Annotated in this window: 15 protein-coding genes and 1 pseudogene; 7 read left to right on the top strand and 9 right to left on the bottom strand. The window is 38.9% G+C overall.

Translation table 11 applies throughout. The annotated features are described in order from the left end of the window. Positions 1-125 precede the first annotated feature (125 nt). Positions 126-5,126 (top strand): filamentous hemagglutinin N-terminal domain-containing protein, encoded by a 5,001-nt coding sequence (locus FCR06_RS11515; RefSeq protein ID WP_138499714.1) that lies wholly within the window; start codon positions 126-128, stop codon positions 5,124-5,126. A 121-nt stretch (positions 5,127-5,247) separates the two neighbouring features. On the opposite strand, the gene FCR06_RS11510 is transcribed toward FCR06_RS11515, so the two are convergent. Continuing rightward, complete coding sequence (locus FCR06_RS11510; protein WP_138499712.1) at positions 5,248-5,943, bottom strand: tetratricopeptide repeat protein; 696 nt, start codon at positions 5,941-5,943, stop codon at positions 5,248-5,250. A gap of 378 nt (positions 5,944-6,321) precedes the next feature. On the opposite strand from FCR06_RS11510, the gene FCR06_RS11505 reads away from it, so the two are divergent. After that, positions 6,322-9,033, top strand: coding sequence for a CHAT domain-containing protein (locus tag FCR06_RS11505; RefSeq protein WP_223280106.1), 2,712 nt, complete (start codon positions 6,322-6,324; stop codon positions 9,031-9,033). Positions 9,034-9,054: 21 nt separating this feature from the next. Here the strand turns inward: FCR06_RS11505 and FCR06_RS11500 are convergent, their stop codons facing one another. After that, complete coding sequence (locus FCR06_RS11500; protein ID WP_138499708.1) at positions 9,055-9,825, bottom strand: DUF928 domain-containing protein; 771 nt, start codon at positions 9,823-9,825, stop codon at positions 9,055-9,057. An 880-nt stretch (positions 9,826-10,705) separates the two neighbouring features. Here FCR06_RS11500 and FCR06_RS11495 point away from each other — a divergent pair. From FCR06_RS11495 to FCR06_RS11485, 3 genes are read left to right on the top strand one after another with little or no spacing between them, the layout of a single operon-like run. Next, positions 10,706-12,208, top strand: coding sequence for a sigma-70 family RNA polymerase sigma factor (locus FCR06_RS11495; protein ID WP_138499706.1), 1,503 nt, complete (start codon positions 10,706-10,708; stop codon positions 12,206-12,208). Positions 12,209-12,231: 23 nt separating this feature from the next. Then, entirely contained in the window at positions 12,232-13,473 is a 1,242-nt protein-coding gene (locus FCR06_RS11490) for a DUF1822 family protein (protein ID WP_138499704.1), read from the top strand. 5 nt (positions 13,474-13,478) lie between these two features. Then, positions 13,479-15,824, top strand: coding sequence for a CHASE2 domain-containing protein (locus FCR06_RS11485; RefSeq protein ID WP_138499702.1), 2,346 nt, complete (start codon positions 13,479-13,481; stop codon positions 15,822-15,824). A 92-nt stretch (positions 15,825-15,916) separates the two neighbouring features. Here the strand turns inward: FCR06_RS11485 and FCR06_RS11480 are convergent. Continuing rightward, a pseudogene (locus FCR06_RS11480) lies at positions 15,917-16,075 on the bottom strand (IS4 family transposase); the annotation flags it as partial. A 93-nt stretch (positions 16,076-16,168) separates the two neighbouring features. Here FCR06_RS11480 and FCR06_RS11475 point away from each other — a divergent pair. Further along, complete coding sequence (locus FCR06_RS11475; protein ID WP_138499700.1) at positions 16,169-16,543, top strand: nuclear transport factor 2 family protein; 375 nt, start codon at positions 16,169-16,171, stop codon at positions 16,541-16,543. A gap of 501 nt (positions 16,544-17,044) precedes the next feature. Here FCR06_RS11475 and FCR06_RS11470 read toward each other — a convergent pair. The 5 genes from FCR06_RS11470 to FCR06_RS11450 all read right to left on the bottom strand — a co-directional run bounded on the left by FCR06_RS11470 (position 17,045) and on the right by FCR06_RS11450 (position 22,069). Beyond that, the gene (locus FCR06_RS11470; RefSeq protein WP_138499697.1) at positions 17,045-17,584 is read right to left on the bottom strand and encodes a DOMON-like domain-containing protein; all 540 of its coding nucleotides are present in this window, start codon (positions 17,582-17,584) and stop codon (positions 17,045-17,047) included. Further along, entirely contained in the window at positions 17,581-18,699 is a 1,119-nt protein-coding gene (locus tag FCR06_RS11465) for a phosphotransferase enzyme family protein (RefSeq protein WP_138499695.1), read from the bottom strand. The genes FCR06_RS11470 and FCR06_RS11465 overlap by 4 nt, the downstream gene beginning before the upstream one ends. Before the next feature lie 832 nt (positions 18,700-19,531). Beyond that, complete coding sequence (locus FCR06_RS11460; RefSeq protein WP_138499693.1) at positions 19,532-20,221, bottom strand: ElyC/SanA/YdcF family protein; 690 nt, start codon at positions 20,219-20,221, stop codon at positions 19,532-19,534. Beyond that, positions 20,221-20,877, bottom strand: a complete 657-nt coding sequence (locus FCR06_RS11455) for a DUF2301 domain-containing membrane protein (protein ID WP_138499691.1) — start codon at positions 20,875-20,877, stop codon at positions 20,221-20,223. The genes FCR06_RS11460 and FCR06_RS11455 overlap by 1 nt, the downstream gene beginning before the upstream one ends. Positions 20,878-21,265: 388 nt before the next feature. Continuing rightward, positions 21,266-22,069, bottom strand: coding sequence for an S-adenosyl-l-methionine hydroxide adenosyltransferase family protein (locus FCR06_RS11450; RefSeq protein ID WP_138499689.1), 804 nt, complete (start codon positions 22,067-22,069; stop codon positions 21,266-21,268). Between the two features lie 108 nt (positions 22,070-22,177). On the opposite strand from FCR06_RS11450, the gene FCR06_RS32525 reads away from it, so the two are divergent. After that, positions 22,178-22,330: a hypothetical protein gene (locus tag FCR06_RS32525; protein WP_189523382.1), complete on the top strand. Its 153-nt coding sequence runs from the start codon at positions 22,178-22,180 to the stop codon at positions 22,328-22,330. Positions 22,331-22,479: 149 nt separating this feature from the next. Here the strand turns inward: FCR06_RS32525 and FCR06_RS11445 are convergent, their stop codons facing one another. Beyond that, positions 22,480-23,064 carry a Uma2 family endonuclease gene (locus FCR06_RS11445; protein WP_138499687.1) on the bottom strand — a complete coding sequence of 195 codons (585 nt, stop codon included), beginning with the start codon at positions 23,062-23,064 and terminating at the stop codon, positions 22,480-22,482. Between the last annotated feature and the right edge of the window lie 33 nt (positions 23,065-23,097).

Below are 23,097 nucleotides of genomic sequence, written 5' to 3'. Positions count from 1 at the left end.
TATCTCAAATAAATAATAGATAAAATATTTTTATAAAAAAACTTAAGTTTTTTGTTGTGAACTTTTGAAGATTATTCAAGTCAAATACATAATCCAATAATCGCATAAAAATTATCTTAAAAACAATGAGATATTTCAATCTTTTTAAATGCTTAAACATTGCTGTAACTAGTGCAGTAATTAACGCTAGTAATTGTGCAATACCCAGGTTGGGCTGCGCCTACGCTCAAATCACTCCAGATAATACTCTCCCGATTAATTCTAATATTCAAAAAATTGGTAACACTATCAAAATTGAAGGTGGAACCACTGCCGGAAGCAATTTATTCCACAGCTTCAGCGAGTTTTCTCTACCCACTGAGAATACAGCTTATTTTAACAATAGCCTGAATATTCAAAATATTATTAGTCGAATCACAGGTAAATCTATATCTGATATTGATGGATTGATTCGTGCTAATGGCACTGCAAACCTATTATTTATAAATCCTAATGGGATTATTTTTGGTCCGAATGCCAAATTGGATATCAGCGGCTCATTTGTGGGAAGTACAGCAAGTAGCATCAAGTTTGCTGATGGATTTGAATTTAGTGCCACAAATCCTTCAACGACTCCATTGCTAACTATTAGTGTACCGATTGGATTACAGTTCAACGGTGGTGAAGGCAATATTGTTGTGGAAACAGCCAGTTCACCACCTGCTATCCCATATACAGAAGTGGGTGATGCAGGACAGTTGCCATCTACAGCCCAGACTGCCAATAGTTCAATTTCAGGGACAGTGGTGAGTTCCATCTCTGGGACACTAGATAATGATAACGATATTGACCTGTACCAACTTTTTTTGAGGCAGGGGCAGAAATTCACAGCAACAACTGTGGGCGGTACTGATATTGATACTCAATTGTTTCTATTTGATAGCAATGGCTTAGGTCTAGTCATGAACGATGACGATTACAGCGTTAATGATGAAACTCGACAATCAACATTGCCTTTATTTGAACCTTTCACTGCACCAACTTCAGGCAAGTATTACCTGGGCATTTCCAGTTATGAAAACAATCCGCACAGTTCAAAGGGTGCAATATTTAAGTATGGTAGCCCCATAGGTATTGGTGCAGGATTGCCAGTTAATGGCTGGGATGAAAATTTCGGTTCTGCTAGTGGAGCTTATATGATCGCGCTTACCAACCAGATAGCTCCTACCCCCAGCTCATTGTTTGAGGTTCAACAAGGGAGAACCTTAGCGCTCATAGGTGGCAATGTGACGGTAAATGGTGGACAAGCCATTGCACCTGACGGGCGGCTAATATTAGGAGGTGTGGATAGAGCAGGAACGGTAGGGCTAAATTTAGTCGGTAATTGCTTGCAAGTAGATTTTACCAACCAGATACCACGAGCCGATATTTCTTTAAATAATACTGGTGGAGTGAACATTGCGACTGGTAGTAGTGGCAGTCTGGGGATTTATGGGCGCAATGTTGATATTACTGGTGGCTATACTGGGCCGTCACTATTGGTGGAAACTCAGGGCGGTATCCGATTTGGAGGTGACATTACTATCACTCAACCAGATAAAAGCGGACTGCTAACTGGAGCTGATGCAGCGATGCTCAGTCAGAAATCAGCTTTGATTTTACGTTCAGGAGCAGCAGAAGATGTGAATATCCAGGCAATTACCGCCAAGGATGGGGAAATAAGCATCAACAGTGCCGGGTCAATCACAACTAACGGAAAAACCTTAGACACCAGCAATGACCTGAATGACGGAGGCCCAATTACTCTTACTGCAAAAAACGGCATAAGTACAGGTGATTTATCCTCTCTTTCATCTACTCACTCATACCAATCGTTAGTTGATTCAGGTAATGGAGGAGATATTACCTTGAGTACCATCAATGGCGATATCTCTGTAGGCTTAACTAGATCTGGCTCATTTTCTCCTTTAAATGCGGGTAATGCAGGTAATATTACCCTAAGCACCAGCAACGGCAACATTATTACATACTTTTTGTTTGCTCAAGCTAACGCTGACGGTGATTTTGGCAATGCAGGCAATGGAGGAAATATCACTTTGAGTGCCATTAACGGCAGCATTTACACAAAACGATCGTACGCTGACAGTTCTACTAACAATGGCAATGCAGGCAATGGAGGCAATATCACTTTGAGCGCCACTAATAACATTGTTAGCGATCGCATTCAATCTGGCTCTAGTTCTAACTCTAGCTCTAATTCTGCTACAGCAGGCAATGGAGGAGCAATCACGTTAAATACCACAAGTGGTAACATTTCTATTGGGCCGATATATTCTGCTTCGCAGTCTTATAGCAATGGTAAATCAGGCAACGCAGGAGCAATATCTTTAACTGCTGACACTGGTAACATTTCTACTGGTCAGATATCGTCGTATTCGTACTCTACTTTTGGAATAGCAGGCAATGGAGGGGATATCGCTTTAACTGCTCCCAAAGGTAGCATTTCTACATCTTATCTCTCTTCTAACGTCTATTCTAGTGTGGGAATTGGAGGAAAAGGGGGCAATGTCACTCTTAGAACAGCCGGAAGTCTTAAACCTAACAGAGATTTCTATACAATAAACACTTCAGGAATTCTTGGGTCTGGCAACATCATTATCGATACTCAGACACCTTTTGCTTTAAGTGATTTCATTATTAGCGATACTTTTGGCTCTGGAAAGGGAGGAGATATACAGATTACAGCTCCGTCCATTTCTATTACTAATGGTGGACAAATCTCGGCAGGCAGCCATAGTAGTGGACAGGGTGGTGATATCAGTTTACACGCTGGGGATTTTCTAGAAATAAGTGGGGCAACAGACAAAGCTCCTTTTGGTGATACTGACAATTTTATTTATACTGGCCTGCCAGAAGGTACTTATCCAGGTGGTTATATTCCTACTGGCGTTACTACATTTTCGGAAGGCAATCTTTCCAAAAATATTTTATTTCCCAGTGGTGTTTTTACTCAGACAACAGTCGGCTCTACTGGTAATGCAGGTAACTTAAGAATTGAAACAGGGCGACTAATAATCAAAGATGGAGCAGCCGTTGCCACTACAACATTTGGACAGAATAGTAATGCAGGTAACATCTCAATTCAAGCAGACTCAATATCAGTAGATAACGGCTCAATTTTGAGTGGAGTAGCAGGAGGGGCAAAAGGCGATAGTGGTTCTATTAACCTGCAAACTCGTTTACTTTCTATTACTGGAGGAGGTGTTGTACAAACGCAAACTTTGGGACAGGGGAAGGCTGGAAACATTAACGTAAATGCAACACAGCAAGTCAATTTGTCTGGTAATGGTAGTGGCCTGCGTTCAAGTAGTGGTGGTAGCAATAACCAGTTAGGAACTATTAGTAGCAAGATAGGCCAGGGCAGTGACATCAACCTAACAACAAATAGTCTGAGCATAACTGATGGAGCGGCTTTGGATGCTCAAACCTTGACTAACTCTACTGGAGGCAATATCACAGTCAATGCTAATAGCTTGAGTGCAGTTAACGGTGGAAAAATCCTCACCTCTACCTCCAGTAGTGGTGAAGCTGGTAATGTTACAATCAACGTTCCAGAAATAGAAATCTCTGGTTCTACTAGCGGTCTATTTGCTCAAACCAGTGGTGCAGGCTCAGCTGGAGATTTAACTCTTCAACCAGGTAATCAAGGGCAGAACTTGAGGATTAATTTCCAAGATAATTCGTTGATATCTGCATCTACTTCCGGTCAGGGTAAAGGAGGAATTCTTAGTATCACTGCTCCTGAGTCTATTACCCTAACTGGTAACGGTACTTTAGCAGCGACAGCTGAAGATAGTGGTGCAGGAGTTGCAGGAGATGTAAAAATTGCTACTAATAAGCTTGACATTGCTAATGGGGTGCGGGTTTCGGCGGCGACGAATTCTACTAACCCCGCAGCTAGTGGAGGTGAGCTAACCGTGCAAGCTGCACAATTAAACCTGACAGATGGCAGTATTTTAGAAGCAGGGACAACAGGGGCTGCACCAGGCGGTAACTTGAGAATTCAACCCAATAATAATGGGCAAACCTTAGCAGTCAATTTTTCAGGTAAATCAAAAGCATCGGCTGCGACTTCTGGCGCTGGTAAAGGAGGAACCGTGAGTGTGACTGCTCCGCAGGCGATTATCTTAACTGGCGATGGTTCGCTAATTTCAGCAGAAACAACAGGTAGTGGTGCAGGTGGAGATTTGACCTTGCAAGCAGGAGATTTAACGATTCGAGATGGGGCACAGGTGAGCGTCAGCAGTACAAATTCGGGAACAGCTGGTTCATTACTTGTAACAGCTGACTCCATCGGTCTCTACAATGGAGCAAAAATCAATGCTGACACCACAGGCGGTGGAGGAGATATTTTCTTGCGTACTCCCTTTTTGCTATTACGCAATGGCAGTGCTATCACTACCAACGCCACTGGCGAAAATATCTCTGGAGGCAACATTAATATTGATGCCAAAAATGGTTTCATCGTTGCTGTTCCTCAAGAAAATAGTGATATCAGCGCTAATTCTAAAGATTTTCGTGGTGGGAATGTAACTATTAATGCTCAAGCGCTTTTTGGCATTAAACCTGAGAATGCACCTACCCCAAACAGCGATATTACTGCCACGGGTAAAAATCAGCAGTTGAATGGCTCAGTGCAAGTCAATACACCCGATGTAGATCCCAGTTCGGGATTGGTAGAATTGCCAGCCAATTTTGTAGACCGCTCTGGCTTGATTGCCCAAGGTTGTCCTGCAAATAAAGGTAATTCGTTTACTATCGCTGGACGCGGTGGTTTGCCACCTCTACCAACCCAAGCGCTTCGCACTAATCAAACTGCAACCGTTGATTGGGTAACGTTGAATCCTCAACAAGAAACAAACACAAATGTAGAGGAGAATTCACATTTTATCAGGGGTTTGGCGCACAAAAACCGTCAATTAAAAGTTCAACAAATAAGCACTCCGATTGTGGAAGCTACTGGTTGGGTAATTGACAAGTCTGGTGCAGTGGAGTTAATAACTGCTGCACCCATAGTCACGCAGACAAATGTTTTGAATTCTGCGATCGCAGCTTGTCCATCCCAAGCCGCCACTATTCAGAAATAATGCAAGTTGTTTTTCGATGACCTGGAGATTGGGAGAAGTTCAAACAATACCAATTCTCTAAAATTAAACAACAGATTCAAATCTTCAAACTTAGATTGAGATAGACTTTGTTAATTACGAATTAATATGATAGTTCATTTGACCAACTTTCAAGTTGTAAATGCAAGCGATAATTAAAAACTTCCTTTTTATAATCGATACAGGACAGTAGTGTAAAAGCACGATTATAAGCAGCGATCGCACAATTCCAATCACCCCAAAGATGATAAGTTCTGCCATATTCAGTCCAAATGTAAGCTTCTAGTTGACCGAAAAGTAGCGCTATCTCAAAATTCTCAATTGCCTCTTCGTATTGCCCTAAGTCGCGTAAGGTAATAGCTCTATTAATTCTAGCTCGAACATAGGTAGGATTTAAATCAATTGCTTGGTCGTAGTCGGCAAGTGCTGCTGCTAAGTCTCCACAATCAACATAGTAGTTTGCTCGATTGTTATAAGCAGCCACTAAATTTGGATTTAGTTGTAGAGCAGTGTTATAGTCACAAAATGCTTTTTGTTTTTCACCAATCTGAAAATAAATTAGTCCTCGGTTGTTAAAATCGATGGCATTAGTAGAATGGCAGTAAATTAGCTGATTAAAAAAGGCGATCGCCTGGCTGTAATATCCTTTTTTAGCTAATTTTAAAGCACTAAAGCGTAAATATCTTTTATTAAAAACTAATTTACGACTTCTTTGTGTACAACGCTTTATAGCATTAATCGTAGTACTGACAGTATCAAAAGAATTATTTTGTTCAATTTTATAAGTGAGAGTTGACATATATTTTTCTAATGATGTGATTTATTTCTATATGTTTATGGGTATCGAGGAATCAATATTATGCAACTAGCAAGAAAGAATTAAACGGTTTGATTTGATAAAAATTTTAAATTATCTGTTATGTTATGTAAAAATATAAAAAAAATATATTTTTGCTAGATATTAAATCAAAGTATGGTAATGAGTGCTTATTATTGGGTAATGACTACTCTTTGATATGGCTATATACATTTGAGCAAGGTAACAAAGCCAAATATTGCGCTCATAGATTACTCATATGAAGCTGTCGTTAGTCAAAATTAGTACGAGGCAAAGTCAGTGAGAAAAAAAAGATTTCGATTTTTCCTTGTAGTACAGCGCTTAATAAAAAGTATTATCGTGACTTGCAAAAGTCGCTTTTATTCTCAAAAGTGGTTAAGAAGAATTACAATAGCCATCTTAGTTGCCTTGTTAAGCGTTTGGGGAATTCCATTTCCTGCTTTTTCTCAATTTACTCAGACTCAAGCAAATGCTCAATTGTTGGTTGAACAAGGTCGAAAACTCTACGAAACTGGAAAGCTATCCGAAGCAGTGACAGTTTTGCAACAAGCAACAGATACTTTTAATCTGCAAAAAGACGAATTAGGAGAAGCGATCGCACTCAGCAATCTTTCGTTAGTCTTTAAGCAACTCGGACAGTGGGAAAAAGCAGAAGCTGCAATTACACAAAGCCTCAACCTCTTAAAAAACTCACACCTCAAAACTGAGAAATCAGCACTGATTTTGGCGCAAACTTTAGATATTCAAGGAAATCTGCAATTAGAACTAGGCAGAAGTGAACAAGCTTTAAATTCATGGAAGCAATCTGTTAATACCTATGCTCAAGCAGGTGATGAGGTTGGTATAATCCGCAGTTTGATTAATCAAAGCATGGCACAGCAAGCTTTAGGGCTTTACCGTCAAGCTCGTAGCACCTTAGAACAATTGCAACCCCGCCTTGAAAAACAACCAGATTCGCTTGTTAAAGCTATAGCTTTACGTAGCTTTGGTGATGTTCTGCAATTAGTCGGTGATTTAGAACCATCCTTTAAGGTTTTACAACAGAGTCGAGACATCGCTAAAAAATTACAATCTCCTTCAGAAATCAGCGCTGCATTGCTGAGTTTAGGTAACACTGCACTGGCTTTAGGTAATAGCCAAATTTTGCAGCAAGACAGTAGCAGTTTTGAAAACTATACTCCGTTGCATTGTACAAACAAACCTGTCTCTACAGAATCTCTTAAATTTTATCAACAAGCAGCGCAATTTTATGAAGAAGCTGACACCACAGCGACCTCACCACTTTCACAAATCCAAGCCCAACTTAATAAATTAAGTGTATTGTTGAAACTTCAGCAATGGTCACAAGCCAAGCAATTATCTTCACAAATTCAACTAAAGCTAGCTAAAATACCCCCAAGTCACACAGCAAATTACGGACAAATTAATTTTGCTCAGAACTTGGTGTGCTTGAAACAAGCTACCAACGCAGATATTCCTTCATGGAAAGAAATTGCTCAAATTTTAGCAACATCTGTACAGCAAGCTCAAAGCATGGATGATCAACGTTCAGTTGCTTATGGTTTAGGCGCATTGGGTGGATTATATCTAGAAAACCAGGATATAGCTAATGCTCAAAAACTGACTCAAGAAGCTTTAATGCAAGCCCAAGCAATAAAAGCTGGAGATATAGCTTATTTGTGGCAATGGCAACTAGGATACATACTGAGAATAAAAGGAGATATGGCAGGGGCGATCGCATCTTACACTGAAGCAGTAAATACTCTCAAATATCTCCGCAATGACTTAATTGCTCTCAATCCAGATGTCCAGTTTTCCTTTCGGGATAATATAGAACCCGTTTATCGACAGTTAATTAATTTACTTTTACAACCTACATCTACAGCAAGTACAAAAGAAAGTATTAGTCAAGAAAATTTAAAGCAAGCTCGTGGCATACTTGAAACACTACAACTAGCTGAACTAGAGAATTTCTTCCAGGAAGCTTGTTTAAAAGCTGCACCGGAACAAATTGATGAGATTGTTGACAAAACAGATGCTACAGCAGCAGTAATTTATCCGATTATTTTGGCAGACCGTCTAGATGTTATTCTCAAATTACCAAATCAAGTTGAACTAGCTCATTACACAATTAATATAAAAGCAAGTGAAGTTGAAAGCATTTTAGATAAATTACAACAATATTTGAGACAACCAGACCGGATAAAAGATGTTAATCAGTTATCTCAACAGGTTTATAGCTGGCTAATTCAACCGTTAGAACTTGAATTAGAAAGAAAGAAGATAAAAACCCTAGTATTTGTCTTAGATGGTGAGTTACGCAATATTCCAATGGCAGTTTTATACGATAACAAACACCAAAAGTATTTAATTCAAAAATATGCTATATCCTTAGCTCCAGGTTTGCAATTAATTGAACCCAAATCTTTACAAAAAATCCAACTGAATGGATTAATTGCCGGAGTCAGCGAACAACGTAGAATAGAAGGACGTTCATTTACTCCACTGAAAAACGTAAAAGTTGAATTACAACAAATACAGTCAGCTATCCCTAAAAATGCAGAACTATTTAATCAAACCTTTACTAAAGCAAATTTACAGAATCAGATTAAAAAAGTTCCATATACAGTAGTTCACATAGCAACTCATGGTGAGTTTAGTTCTAATCCCGATCAAACATTTATTTTAACTTGGGAGCAACTCTTAAAAGTCAAGGACTTTGATAATTTAATTCGACTCAGCGGACAAAGAGAATCTAAAGCTATTGAATTACTTGTCTTAAGTGCTTGTGAAACCGCTCAAGGAGACAACCGAGCTACTTTAGGACTTGCTGGCATAGCTGTACGTGCAGGCGCTCGTAGTACACTAGCAACTTTGTGGGCGATAGATGATGAATCTACTGCTGAATTTATGAGTCAGTTTTATCAAGAATTAGAAAATAGCAAAGTAACTAAAGCTGAAGCTGTCCGTCGTGCTCAACTTAAGCTGTTGAATGATTATGAAATTCCTTATTTATGGGCACCATATATATTAGTAGGAAACTGGCTTTAAAAGGACTTTCATCAACTACTTTTACTGTTTAATTTTGACTTCTCCTACAAGAGGTTTTTGAACTAAATTCTCTAAATTAACATTTTGCAGTAAATTAGCCCATTCATTATCTAAAGTGGCATTTTTTGGTTCAGCAAGGCGGAGTTTTGCTAACTCTGTCAGGGCTGAATACCAAATACCATACTGGGTATATAGTTGAATGCGATCGCTTTCTGTAGTAGCTGTTTTTAACTGCCTTTCCAAGTTAGATGTCAAAGCTATACGTTCCACCCATCCACGTACAAAGACTGGGTCAAATTGTTGTTGATGACAATAGACTTTAAAGTACCATTGATATGTTTTATTCACTTCCAGTGATACATCTGATGGTAAACTAAAGCTAACAATACCTGGTATCTCAGGTAGGGTAAAAAAAGTCCGGTAAATGTCGTTATTTGCTTCATCTTGCAAAACAAACTCTCCGCTAGGTACATTATTAGACTGATAAGGTACAAATACCCAAAAAGTAGTATTCTTTTCAACAATTAAACCCACTTTTTTTTCAGGTATTAAAGCTATAAGTGGTACATCCACAGATGGGCAGCTACCACGGCTTCCTGCTCCTCCTCGTTGAGAAGGCCTACCTCTACTCGAACCATCTTGTGACGGTTGATTACCACTGCTAGCTGGCTGCTGAGACTTTGCTATCAATATTAAAGGATAGTTAGTATAGCTAAAGAGTGCCAAAAGTAGAATGATAATAAATTTATTTTGAGACAGAGAAAAGATTTTCTGTATATTTTTTAGTTTCATGGTTAAATATAAATACTCAATATTTGAGAATTATTGCTAAAGTAAGGAGTTATCAGTTAAAAGTTCTCCTCTACTCCCCTAACTTTACTGATCATTTTTAAGTTAATCTTTTAGTACAACGGGAATCAAATATCATCTGTGAATTATCCTTAGAAAAGATTTGAACCTGAAGATTAAGCTTGTTTACTAATCTCCTATATTGTTAATGGGGAGAAGAAGAATTCAATTATGCAGCAACGAAACTACACTGGCTAAGACCTCAAATTTTTTAGCAGTTCCCTGCGACTGTCGATCTCAAGAGCGTTAGCGACGTTAGGAACGTTATACCATTTGCTTGTGAAGCTGCATATACTTACCCCTAGCTGTCGCCGTCCCTCCTTACCGAAGAAAGCCATTACGTTGGGGAGACAGCGCTATGCTGAAGCACAGTCAGTCTTGGGAGTTTCTCTGATGAGGAACTGCCGTTAGCCTGGCGGTAACGAGTAATTGAGCGTTAAGGGTTTCCCGACTTGAGGCGACTATCTGGACACATCTGGCGGGAGAGTATAGGGGGTCTTATCATATGCATCTTCATACAGAATTGATAGTACCGAAAGGACAGTAGCTTGTGGCAAGCCCAAATGCTCAAAAGATTATTAATTTATAAAATTTTAATTTTTAAAGTGCATAAATCGCTATATCTGACACCCATCATCAGTATAGAGGGTAATAAACAAAATTAAACTTCTGCTCAAACAATCAATTACAACAGTTTGACTTTAATTTCAGATTGATTTGAACCTCTATCAGTTTAGCAATAAAAAACAATATATTTAAAAGAGTAATTTCAACTATTATTAAAAAATCTCTTTGGCTAATTTATGTAAGATTCAGAACAATTATGAAACAACGTCAAAGTATCATCCAACAATTTTCAACTTTTCTCAGTTTTAAAAGCTCTAACAATAATTTCAACTTTATTTGGCAAATTGATGTAAAACTAGAACGTAATATAAGTTCTTTAGTGCAGTCAGAACCAGATGCTAAAAAAGAATATTGGGCACGTTATTTTCTAAAAAATATCAGAGATATCTCACAGGAAAGTTTACTTAGAGTAAATTCAGAAACAGATAAAAAACTCTCAGTTTCTTCGTTAACAATAGAGAGACATTTATGTGCATACTTACAGGAAGCTTGCCTTTGGGCAGCAAGAAAAAGCTTTCAAAGATTTAAGTTTATTCAGCATAAATATTCGTTACAAGAATACTTTCAAATTGCTAACTCAGCTATTTATCCTCCAACTAAACTTCTCAAAAATTTTAATTTTGATTATGTTCAAACTAATATAGAAGGTTATGCTAAAACGGCTATTATCCGTTTTATTAGTAATACAATTTATCAAAAAGACTTAGAAGGTAAAAGAGAAAAGTTTTCTAATTACGGTCTTTTAAAAGATTTGACTAAAAAAGAGATGCAGGAAGCTCTAACTATAAAAGGAATAAATCAAAATCGTGTAAACTTATACTGTTTAGCTTGGCAATGCCTAGATGAAATTTATCAACCAAGCCAAAAGCAAGGAAATCGCAGTCTAGAAACACCTAGCGCTGAATATTTTCAGCATATTGCACTACTATATAATGAACGGTGCAATCAACTAGGATTTCTGGAAGCACCAGTTTCAAAGGATAGAATTAAAGAAATATTAGAAATTTGTATCCAAGCAGCTCGTGATTACCGAACAAAGTATTTTCTGCCTTTAGATGACTACAATAACTTAACAGATAGTCAGCATAGTGCTTTAGATAATCTTGTCCAAGAAGAAGAATGGCAACAAGTAAATTTACTTGTTTCAAATTTATTTTCAGCTATCCCAGAGACTGGTCAAATAATGTTAAGACTCTGGCTAGGATTAAACTTAACTCAAACTGAGATGGCAGTAGTTTTAAAAAATAAATATCCTGAAATGCAAAAACAATATCAAGTAGCTCGGCAGTTAGCCAAATATAATAAAACTTTATTAAAAGACTTTATTAATCAATCTCAGAAAATTTATCCTGAAGTTTGTTTTAATGAGGAAAAAGATATTGAAAGAATCAAAACATCACTGGATGAATGCTTACAGCTACATTGCCAGCAAGTATCCAAAAATATTTTAAATAAAATTGCTCAAGAATGGCAAGTTAAAAGTAAAAAAAGTACTTTACAATTTGGATTAACAGATAAAGATTTTGGACAAAATACATTAAATTTATCTCTTGATATAAATAATTCAAATAAAATTTTGAAAACAGCTTTTATTGAGGAATTAGAAATAGATATGAATTTACCTACAAATTCTTTGGCAGCAGTCAGTGATAAGTTAGCTGATTTTGTAGATGAATGGCTGAAAGATAATTTTATTTAATTAATAAACAGGAATTAATAATTATGACAATTAACTTAGATGATTTGACTCTAATCTATCCTGAACAATTATGCTTAAATATATCAACTCAAGAGCGAGAAGCTGCATGGTGGCAAACTATGCAAGAGTCTTACTCTAATACAGTTGCTCGCTGGAATGCCTACCTAAATCATTTATCTTTAAATACTTTTTTAACTTGGTTACAAGAAGACCCTGATTTACAAGTAATACCTAAGTTAGGCTTTCACAAAGCTGATTTTTCAAGTATCTGGGAAGTATTAAATGGCTGTATCTTAACTGTTGGTGACACTAAATTAGCATTAATACCTAGCGATAAAAGCTACTTTTCAGAGTTTCGGATTCCCCAAGAATGGATTGATATTCCTAGTTGGACAGCGCATTATTATCTAGCAGTACAGTTAAATGTAGAAGAATGTTGGTTACGGATATGTGGTTATGCTAACTATCAGCAAATCCGGCAAGAAGCTACTTATGATGTAATGGATCGAACTTATTGTTTAAATGTAGAAGATTTAATTGCAGACTTGAATATAATGTGGGTAGCACAAGAATTTTGTCCCCCCAAGATACCAGAAGCTAAACCTTTACCTAGTTTGTCACAAGCCGAAGCAGAGCAATTACTAGAACAATTAAATAAGTGGACTTTTTCTTCCCCTAGACTCAATGTCCCCTTTGAGAAATGGGGAGCATTTCTGGCTGTGGATGAGTTTCGCCAGCATCTTTATCAGCAACGCTTAGAAAAGCAAAGAAATAATTTAGTTGAAGCTGGCTACTCTGTGGATAGTAATTTGAGTTTATGGTTTCAAAATATTTTTAGTGCAGGTTGGCAAAATTTGGATGCTTTGTTAACAGCACAACAAAAGACTTTGGCTGTTCAATTCAGAAGTAATTTTGAGTTTAACGAGGGATATATCAAACGAGCTAAGTTAATTGATTTAGAGATGCAACTTGGAGGTAGTGCAGTTGTATTACTAATTGGTTTGAAAACAGAGGTCGATGGCAAAATAGGTCTGCGCGTGCAATTACATCCAGCAAATGCAGAAACTTACTTAATACCTAATCTCAGACTAATTCTACTTTCACAAACAGGGGCAATTCTTCAAGAAGTCACTTCTAGAAGTGAGGATCATTATATTCAACTCAAAAAATTTAAATCTTCTCCTGGAATTTGCTTCAGCATCCAAGTTGCTCTGGAAAATGTCAGTATAAAAGAAGATTTTGTACTGGAAGCACTTGATGACTGATAGCCATGACTAAATTAGTCGTGTTGAACTTAGGAAAGGGTAACTTGAAGCAGGGATTTGCTACTGTTACAGCTCAGTTGTACAACTATAGCAACCCTATACCAATACAATTTACAGGCAGCTTGCCTGCGGCACCAGAACTTATAGAACTTTACAGACGTTGGCAGTTGCTATATTTGTTGTTGCATGAAGCTCTTTTTCCTGGTCAACGTTGGCATAGAAATGTAGCAAGCGATGCAGAAATTGAAATTGATGTAGAAGATATAACTAATATTTCCTCTGTTGAGTTTAGTAATTTATGTAACAACTTACAAGATAAAATTAACGTTTGGCTTAAATCTGAGCTATTTCGCAATATTGACCAAAAATTACGCACAAAGTTAGATCCTCATGAAGAAATTCGGGTGATTTTAGAAACTGAAGATAACCAAGTTCGTCGCTTACCTTGGCATTTATGGAATTTCTTTGAGGATTATCAAAAGGCAGTATTTGGTTTAAGCGCTTCGGAAGTAGATGAAGTTAAACAATTAAGCAAACATACTAGGGACAAAGTTAGAATATTAGCCATTCTTGGTAATAGTGAAGGAATTGATATTCAAAAAGACCGAGTAATACTCGAACAACTACCAGCAACAGAGACTGTTTTTCTGGTTGAGCCACAACGCTCGGAGTTAGACCGATGGCTATGGGACAAGCAGGGCTGGGATATTCTTTTTTTTGCAGGACATGGTTCGAGTCAAATTGATGGTGAAATAGGTGAAATTTATATTAATCAAACTGAGAGTTTGACGATCGCTCAGTTAAAAAATGGTCTGAAAGCAGCGATCACTAGGGGTTTACAATTGGCAATTTTTAACTGCTGTGATGGACTAGGATTAGTCCGAGAATTGGCATCGCTGCACATTCCCCAAACGATTGTCATGCGGGAAGCAGTACCAGATCGAGTTGCTCAAGAATTTTTGAAGCATTTTCTAGAAGCTTTTGTCAATGGAGAATCTTGCCATTTGGCGATGCGGGAAGCTACAGAAAAGTTACAGGGTTTAGAAAGCAGTTTTGCCTGTGCTAGTTGGTTACCAGTAATTTGTCAAAATCCCACGGCTATGTCGCTCGTATTGAATAAAGTCGGTTCAAAACCTCCTAGCTTGCACAGCCGAAATATTATAGGGACAATTTTCAAAGTCAGTATCGCCACAACTGCCTTAATAATGGGGATGCGCTCCGTTGGCATATTGCAATCATGGGAGCTGACGGCTTTTGATGCAATGATGCGATCGCGTCCCGATGAAGGACAGGATAAACGCATTTTACTAGTTACCGTCACTGAAGCTGATGTGCGATCGCAATCTGCTAAAGAAAGAGGTGGAGCCTCACTTTCAGACCGCGCCTTAGCTCAAGTTGTAGAAAAATTAGAGCAGTTTCAACCGCGAGTCATTGGCTTGGATATCTATCGGGAAAATCATGTGGGAGCAGAATTCAAGAATTTATCTAGACTAATGCAAAAAAGCGATCGCTTTTTTGCTATCTGCGAAGTTAGTGAGGAAAACAAAAACAGTGGCGTTTCGCCTCCACCAGAAGTTTCCAAGCAAAACTTAGGTTTTAGTGACGTTATACCCGATTCTGATGGCATTATCCGCCGTCAAATATTGGCTATGGCTCCTGCATCGCCCTGCAACACTGATAAATCTTTTAGCTTTCAATTAGCAAACCGTTACTTGCTTGCTGAGGGTATCCACTCTAAACTTACCACAGAAAAAAACTGGCAGTTTGGCAATGTTGTCTTTAAAAACTTGGAGGAAAATAGCGGCGGCTATCATCAAATTGATAATCTAGGTCATCAAGTGCTGCTCAATTATCGTTCTTCTCATCAACCTGCTACACAAGTAACTCTTGGAGATGTTTTAAACAATAAACTCACTCCTGATTTAGTCAAAAATCGAGTCGTCCTTATTGGTACAACTGCTGAAAGTTTTCATGATTATTGGTCTACACCCTATAGTGTCAGTCAGTCGTCATATCAGCAAATGCCAGGGGTAATGCTTCAAGCACATATGGTGAGTCAAATTCTCAGTGCTGTTTTAGATCATCGTCCGCTATTGTGGATCTTACCGAAGTGGGGTGAATTTATTTGGGTATGGGGTTGGTCGTTAGTTGGTGGCATAATTGTTTGGCAATTTCGGTCATGGTTAAGATTGGGATTGGCAGGAGTGGCAAGTATTTGCGTTTTATATGGGGTGTCCTTTTGTCTATTGCTCCAAGGAGCCTGGATACCGCTAGTACCCTCTATTTTAGTTTTGATAGTTAGTGGAACTAGCATAATTATTTATACAAAATTTAAAACTCACCAAAAATAATGGCCTCCGACTTGGGGTGATAGAGTAAGTTAGCGCGTAAGTTATGATTTGCGATTGGAGGGATAACTTATATCAAGTTCATTGGTCACAAGTTAAGACTGTGAGGCAGTTGTCAAGAGAGTTTGAGAGGGTGCTTGAAAGAAAAAATCCTTGGTTCCTCGTTGTTGATCAGGGAAGGGTGCGACAATTAACCTAACGTTGGGTTTTCGTTGTCGTTTAACAATGCCTAAATCTTGATTTTCTGGCGCGCTCAATTATTTGTCTTAACTGAGTTTCACATAATTTGGTTAGGAACAAATCATTCTAGTCATACACCACAAACAACCATAGCTCATCGCACCTTTATGCCAGATAATTCTTCGCCAAAAATCGAACTGCTGCGCGCGGCTTACGCAGCCTTCAACGCACGAGACATCGACACCGCCCTCGCCATCATGACTCCTGACGTGGCTTGGCCCAAAGCGTTCAAAGGTGGTTTTGTCCATGGACCTCAGGAAGTACGCGCTTATTGGACAGAGCAATGGGACGAGATCAACCCGCACGTGGAACCGACTTCCTTTCACCTAGAAGATGACGGGCGTGTTTTGGTCAATGTGCATCAGGTCGTGCGCGACCTGACGGGGAACCTTCTCGCCGATGAGTACGTTGGTCATCGCTTCACCATCGAGCATGGTCTGATCCGAAGCATGGAAGTTTGTCCGCTTCCATCATCCAGCTAAAACACCCGACCACGCACTGCTGCGTCACCTTCTCACCCTGCGCCTGCAACCAAGCGATCGCGTCGCGCTTCCTTCCTGTGCCAGCAACACCAGCCGCTCTTGCTTCGTGGTCGCTTCCGGTCGCTCAATTATTTGTCTTAACTGAGTTCCACATAATTTTGTTGGGAACAAATCATTCTAGTAAACCAGCACGATAATAATAATCAAAAATTGGGGGGGTGGGGAAAAATGCGAGCGTCTCTTGCATTCTTCCCCTTCGCTACGATTATCATTCTTAGAAAAAGATATTTATGCTCAAAGATATATTGACAAAATTTAGTTACTTTTAACTTGTTCCCTATGTATCAAGTTGGGCTAATTACTTACAATATGATTGGTCTTTTTGGAAAAAAGCTAATTGGGAAAAAGCTAATTGCCAAGAGGTGAACAGTTATGTTTTTCTTCCCCATTCCCCATTACCGACCCTCACAAATATCATAAGTTATTCAACCGAACATTATATTACAATTCAATAATAAAACTATCTCGTAAATGAAAATCAGGCTGTCCGCCTTGATGAGTTAACGCCCAGTAAGTAACGCCATTATTTATATATTTAATAACAGTCGTAATCGCAACTTCTATTATTTGTTTTGGCGAAATGATTTTATCCAAATCCATCTTCAAGGTCAGTACTAATTTATCAGTTTGATTGCTAACATGAAACGGAAGTATTGTCAAGGCTGTTTCTTCTTGCATTCCTTGACGGTATGCATCAAAACGATAGACATTCCAGTGTCCAGCGGGGGAGAGGTTGAATTCCCAATATTTTGGAGAATTTTTGATCCCAAGAAAAAACTCGAAGCAAGTATCTTCCCACAGTTGATGCTTGCGTGATGGTGTGTTTGATGGTGGGGGAAGTGTGATTTCTTTTAAATCGCCTGTAACGGTATAACAGATGCTAAGTTGATTAATATTTCGGTTGATATTACCTGCAATTTTTAAATTAGCTAGGGATGCGGTAGAAGCAAAAGGTTGCAAATAAAATGTCTGGTTATTCATTTCATATCTTTAATAATTTGGCGAATCTGCGTTTCTTGAAATTCGATACTTTCGGTGAGTTTAAACTGGACGATCGCTCTTGCCAAATTATGTTCTGGGTGCTTGACTTTAAAGTAGACATTTCCTGCTAAATAATCAGCAAAGAATCTCAATCCTAATTCAAAAGCGATCAGACGAATTGCATCGTAAATATAGGCATAGTCATTTTCGGTAAGAAAAGCCTTTGCCACACCAAGGTAACCTGCTAAAATTTCCTGGCACAAATCGGTATCGAAATAAACATTGTCCCAATTCTCCGTTTCTTCTCCAGCCCGATTGCAACCCGATCGCAGACAATCGCCAATATCGTAATGTACCAGACCGGGTTTTACTGTGTCGAGGTCTATGACACTGACGGCTTGCTGGGTTACAGTGTCGAACATGACATTATTGATTTTTGGATCACCATGCATCAGGCGCAATGGTAGAATACCTTGTGCTTTGGCATTTTCTAGGATATGTGCAAAGGTTTGGCGATCGCTAACAAATTGCAAGCAATAATTAATCTCAGGAGTTTTACGCACTTTAGTTGTTGCCAAAACTTCGTCATATTGCTGGAGGTAAAGCGGTGCAATATGAAAGCCTTGTAGGGTATCGGCGAGTTTTTCTGGTGACAAATCGCTAATCAGATTGTGGAACATCCCCAAGGCATAACCGATTTCTGGTGCATGTGAGCGATCGTGCATGGTATCAAAGGATTGTGAATCTTCAATAAAGCTAATCGCCCGCCAAAATGAACCGTCAGCATCTCGCCAGTGGTCTTGTTTGTTTTTAGTCAGTAGTACCTGCGGTACTTCCCAGCGACGATTTAAAGAAGTCGATTGTAACTTTTCACGAACATGTTCAGTAAAGGTACACATGTTCTGCATAATCAGTTTCGGCTGGCGAAAGACCTGTGTATTAATGCGTTGGAGGACAAAATTCTTTTGTTCTGAGCAATCTAGAGTTACTAAGAATGTGTCATTGATATTACCACTACCAAAGGCTTTGGTATCTATAACCTTGCCCACTTGAGCGAATTGGTCAGCGATCGCAACTAAATTTTCTCTACCCTGTGTATTGAATTCTTCTATCATATTCCTGCTTGACCTGACTACTCCTCACATTGCACAAAGGCAATAGGGGATATCGTAGCGCAAGTATCAAGACAATTTGTAATTCATCTTTTATCTCAAGAAGAATTGTGAGTGGAAGAATTATTTTTCAATGTATAGCTGTAGTCACACCCTTTAGGACAAAATGACAAGCGTGAATGCTAGGAATAGTAATAGTTTTACCTCCAGCAAGAACTGCCTACTGAATAATTGATTTATCCATCAGCCGCTCCTCAAAACTCTAAACAATTCTTACAATCCGGATCAGAACGGCATAAGTAACCACTGTCAGTTGTACCTATATCAGCTTTCTTTTGTGGTTAACGCTGCGTGAATTACTGAACCGTATTCATAGAGTTCCCAGAACTGACAGAAAAATAACTTCCAAGAACGCGATCGTCAAACTATGAACAGGGTGTGGGGTGTGGGGTGTGGTGACCTCTTCTTTAAACAAGAGGTTTCAAACAATGAGGCTGTGTTTCTCGCGCTTTGCGTCTCGAAAAACATTTTCTTCTTTTTTTCCTCTTTAAACAGGAGGCTTGCATCCAGTGTTGGGGCTGTCCTTTCCCCCACACCCTAAACCTGCAACCCTGCACCCGCCCCAACGGGCCTTGGTCATTCAGAAGCCAGAATTTATCAGTAATCTAGTACAGTATACGATCAATCCAGCTATCATCTCAATTTACCTTTATAAACTTGACTTGACAGACTACTAATAGTCTTTCACATTATTTTTAATAGCTTGCAAGATCCCCGACTTTTAAAATAAGTTGGGGATTAGATCTTAATTCTGACTTCTGAATTATAACAACTTTCAGTTTTTCCAACTCAAAAACCGGGCATAAATATAAGCAATTATTTCATCAAGAACTGTCCGCACACCTTGGCTAGAATCCCACCATTTCTTTGGATCGTAATCTTGAGTTTTGCCAGCAATCACACCAACTCTAATGTCAGGATTCAAGAGATTTTTGAAAATTAACCAACTCCTACGGGTATGAACGTCTAGAGAAAAAAGATTAATTGATTTTACTTTTAAATTGGAATTGGATAGCCAGCGAGAAAATTCAGCAGCAGATGCATAACTGCGATCCCTAACAACAAAAGGTGTGGGAACAGCTACTACTTTTTCTGCTTCTAAACCAAGTTTATTGAAGGTGGCGGCTGTCACTTCTGCAAAATTATTGTATCCAGTCAGATAAGTTCCTTTTCCTAATGAGCCTCCAGTAGTAATTATTTGACGATAAGAGCCATTTTTAAATTCAATTAACGCTTGTTCTATAGCATAATCTGGTAGCCATCCTTCAACAACTAATATTTCTGCTGATTTGATAGGGGAAGTTACGGCGAGATATGAGTGTACATGAGTAATACTCAAAAACATTAAATAAGCAACCACAGCGATTGCAATCGCCCACCCCGGAGCCGTAAGTGTCCACATTTGTTGGCGTTTTATTAGTTTGATATTTGGAATTTTTTGACGCCGACTTTTTTTTGTCTGCATTAAACTTTAGCTAAGCGCTGTTCTTTCAAATAAGCAAATACAGACTTATCGCCAATATCAGCAGGAATTGCTTGTACTGTCTTTCGCAGAGCAAATACTAAAAATAAAACTGCCCAAATTCCTAATAAAATACTTTCCCATTGAATTGGTAAAACTCCTACCAAATGTCCTAACAAAAGTAGCGGTACTATTGGTGTTAAAACTTTGGTTTCCAAGCGATTAAAGCAAAATGCTTCTTTAAAATAAATACCTGTCAGAGCAACGAAGATAAAACCAACTCCGAATAAGGTAATAGGCTGATTGTAAACAGCAACAGCCAAAGGTTGACTACTAGACAGTGCCAAGATTAGGGATGCGATAGTACCGATCGCCCAAAAAAGTTGCAACATTCGGTGTAGTAAGCTCATGTAGATATGAATAGTAAATAAACTTACACCGAGAGCTAAAAGAAAACAAACATATAGAGGTGTCAGCGTACTTACAACACTCGGGCTATTGTTAAACAAAACCAAAGCGCTACCGATGGCAAAGCTGAGTGCAGCTATCATTAACCCAGTGCGGTAGATAATTACCCCAGTGCGATCGCTCTGAGTGATTGTAAATTCCCCAAACTGACCTTGATAAACTTCTGGTACAGGTAGTGTTTGCGTAGTCATAGTCAAAGAATATAATTATTGATTCGTTAGTGGAGTGGTAGAGTAGATTGCTCAGTGGTTACTTTTATTATTATGGGCAATCAGACGAATTTCATGTAAGTATTTCTCAAAGTATGCTCTAGGATATATGAATAATTAGATTTTTAAATCTAATCAAAAGCTTGCGATAGGATGTGTTGACTATTGACGTTGAGCGTTGAGAGTCAGTTGGTTCAACTCTTACAACCACCAAAACTGCCAGCAGTATTAGTGTGCTTTGTCAGTCACGCATTCAAAAGTCAAAAAGCTTATAGTGTAGAGTTTTTAGCGATTTAGAATGGATGGTTTATTTTTGCCCTACTAAACTAGCTACTGTTAATCGTCACATTTATAAACAGTTCTAGTTTTGTCAGAAAAACAAGACTTGTAGCGCACCTTCTAAATTAAGCTGTAACTGTGAGTGAGCATTGCCGCTATTGATGGCAATTTCTATCCAGCCGTGACTGCCAACTAAAGCGATCGCTTCTCCCAGTTTGACATTACTATAAGTTTCACACCCTGGTATACTCAATCCAGCAGCTTGCACCGACCAAGTTTTACCTTCAACGTAACTTCCAGGAATGTTGCTGATTAAGTTGCCAAAGTGATCGATATATTGAATGCAACCCAATACACCAGTTGTTGTCTGCTTGCACTCGTCGATATCCAGCTTGACTAAACTGGCTTTGTCGATTTCTTGTCCTAGTTGTTTGAAGGGGACACCACTGGCAAGATTAGCTCCCACTGGTGCAAAAATATCCCTACCGTGAAAAGTCTTACTTGGTTGACCAGTTCTCCAATAATTAAGATTTGTGAGTTCCACAGCTCTGATCGCTGGACTTTGACTTAATACTCCGCTGAAAATGCCATTATCTGGCCCCACAAGAAACCCTTGAGCAAATTCTACCGCGATCGCTCGTCGTCTGCTGCCCACACCTGGATCTACCACTGCTACATGCACTGTCCCAACTGGGAAATAAAGGTAAGCATTCATCAGCGAAAACCTAGCTGCGGCTATGTCTTGCGGCGGAATTTGGTGCGTCAAATCCACCACCGTGATTTGAGAGTTGATTTGGGCTATGACTCCCTTGATCACACCTACATAGACATCGCGATCGCCAAAATCGCTCAGCAAAGTCACCACTGGTTGTTGAGTCATCCAGTCTTCAGACATAATTTTACTAAAAATGTATAAAATAGAAATTTCTGTAGCAACAGCTACAAAAAATGTGTTATGTTAAGAATACGAGATATAAATTCAAAAACTAAAGAGGTAATTCCTATGAATCAAGGTAGACTACAGGCTGCCAGAAAAGCACGAGAAGCTCATAGAGAGAATATTCAAAAAAGCCTAGAGCATCGCTTGCAAGTAGCCAGAGTCAAAGGTGACGAACAGCTGATTCGTCAGCTAGAAGCTGAGATGAAGTATTACTAACTAAATCAAGTTTTCACTGTTCATAGTTTTGTTGTGTAACCCCGCTACGGCGGGTTTTTTGTTTTCAGCGAGTTTTCTAGGTAATAGTACTAATCTTGATCACAAATTAATCGGCTGTAAGGGTGTACAGTTGTACGTCCTTACTTTCTCTACCAAACTTTACTCATATTTAAAATAAAACCAGGCAATATGGGATTGCCACTAACAGTCGCAGAATTATCCAAACATTCCTCTGATAATCGAGGACGATAAATATAGACTTGACGCAGTTTACGGTCAATCAACCAGCCTAACTGTATTCCTGGCTCATTCATATATTCCTCCATTTTTTCCTTCAAAGTCTGGAGGTTGTCGCTGGGAGATTTGAGTTCGACTACAAAATCTGGACAAATAGGAGCAAATTTTTCTTGTTGTTTTGCACACAGAGAATTCCACCGTTCTAGTTTAATCCAGGAAGCATCTGGCGATCTGTTTGCACCTGTTGATAACTTAAATCCAGTACTGGAGTCAAAAGTTATACCTGTACCATTTTCTTCTGACCACACCCACAGCTGCCCAAAGATGTTACCCCCACGGTTGCCTGTTGTCCCGCCCGTAGGTGGCATAATTGATATCTCTCCAAATTTATTGCGCTCAATGCGTAAATCACGATTCACTTGACAGAACTCAAAAAATTGTTCGTCTGTCATTTGCATTGATGACGGAATTTGCAAAACCAAAGGGGATGAAAACATCGGGATTTTCTCCAGGTTTGGACGCTTAGCCCA

Origin of the sequence: Nostoc sp. PA-18-2419 (assembly GCF_005869855.1) — a bacterium.
GTDB lineage: Bacteria > Cyanobacteriota > Cyanobacteriia > Cyanobacteriales > Nostocaceae > Nostoc.
This window is presented reverse-complemented; position numbering and strand designations above follow the sequence as displayed.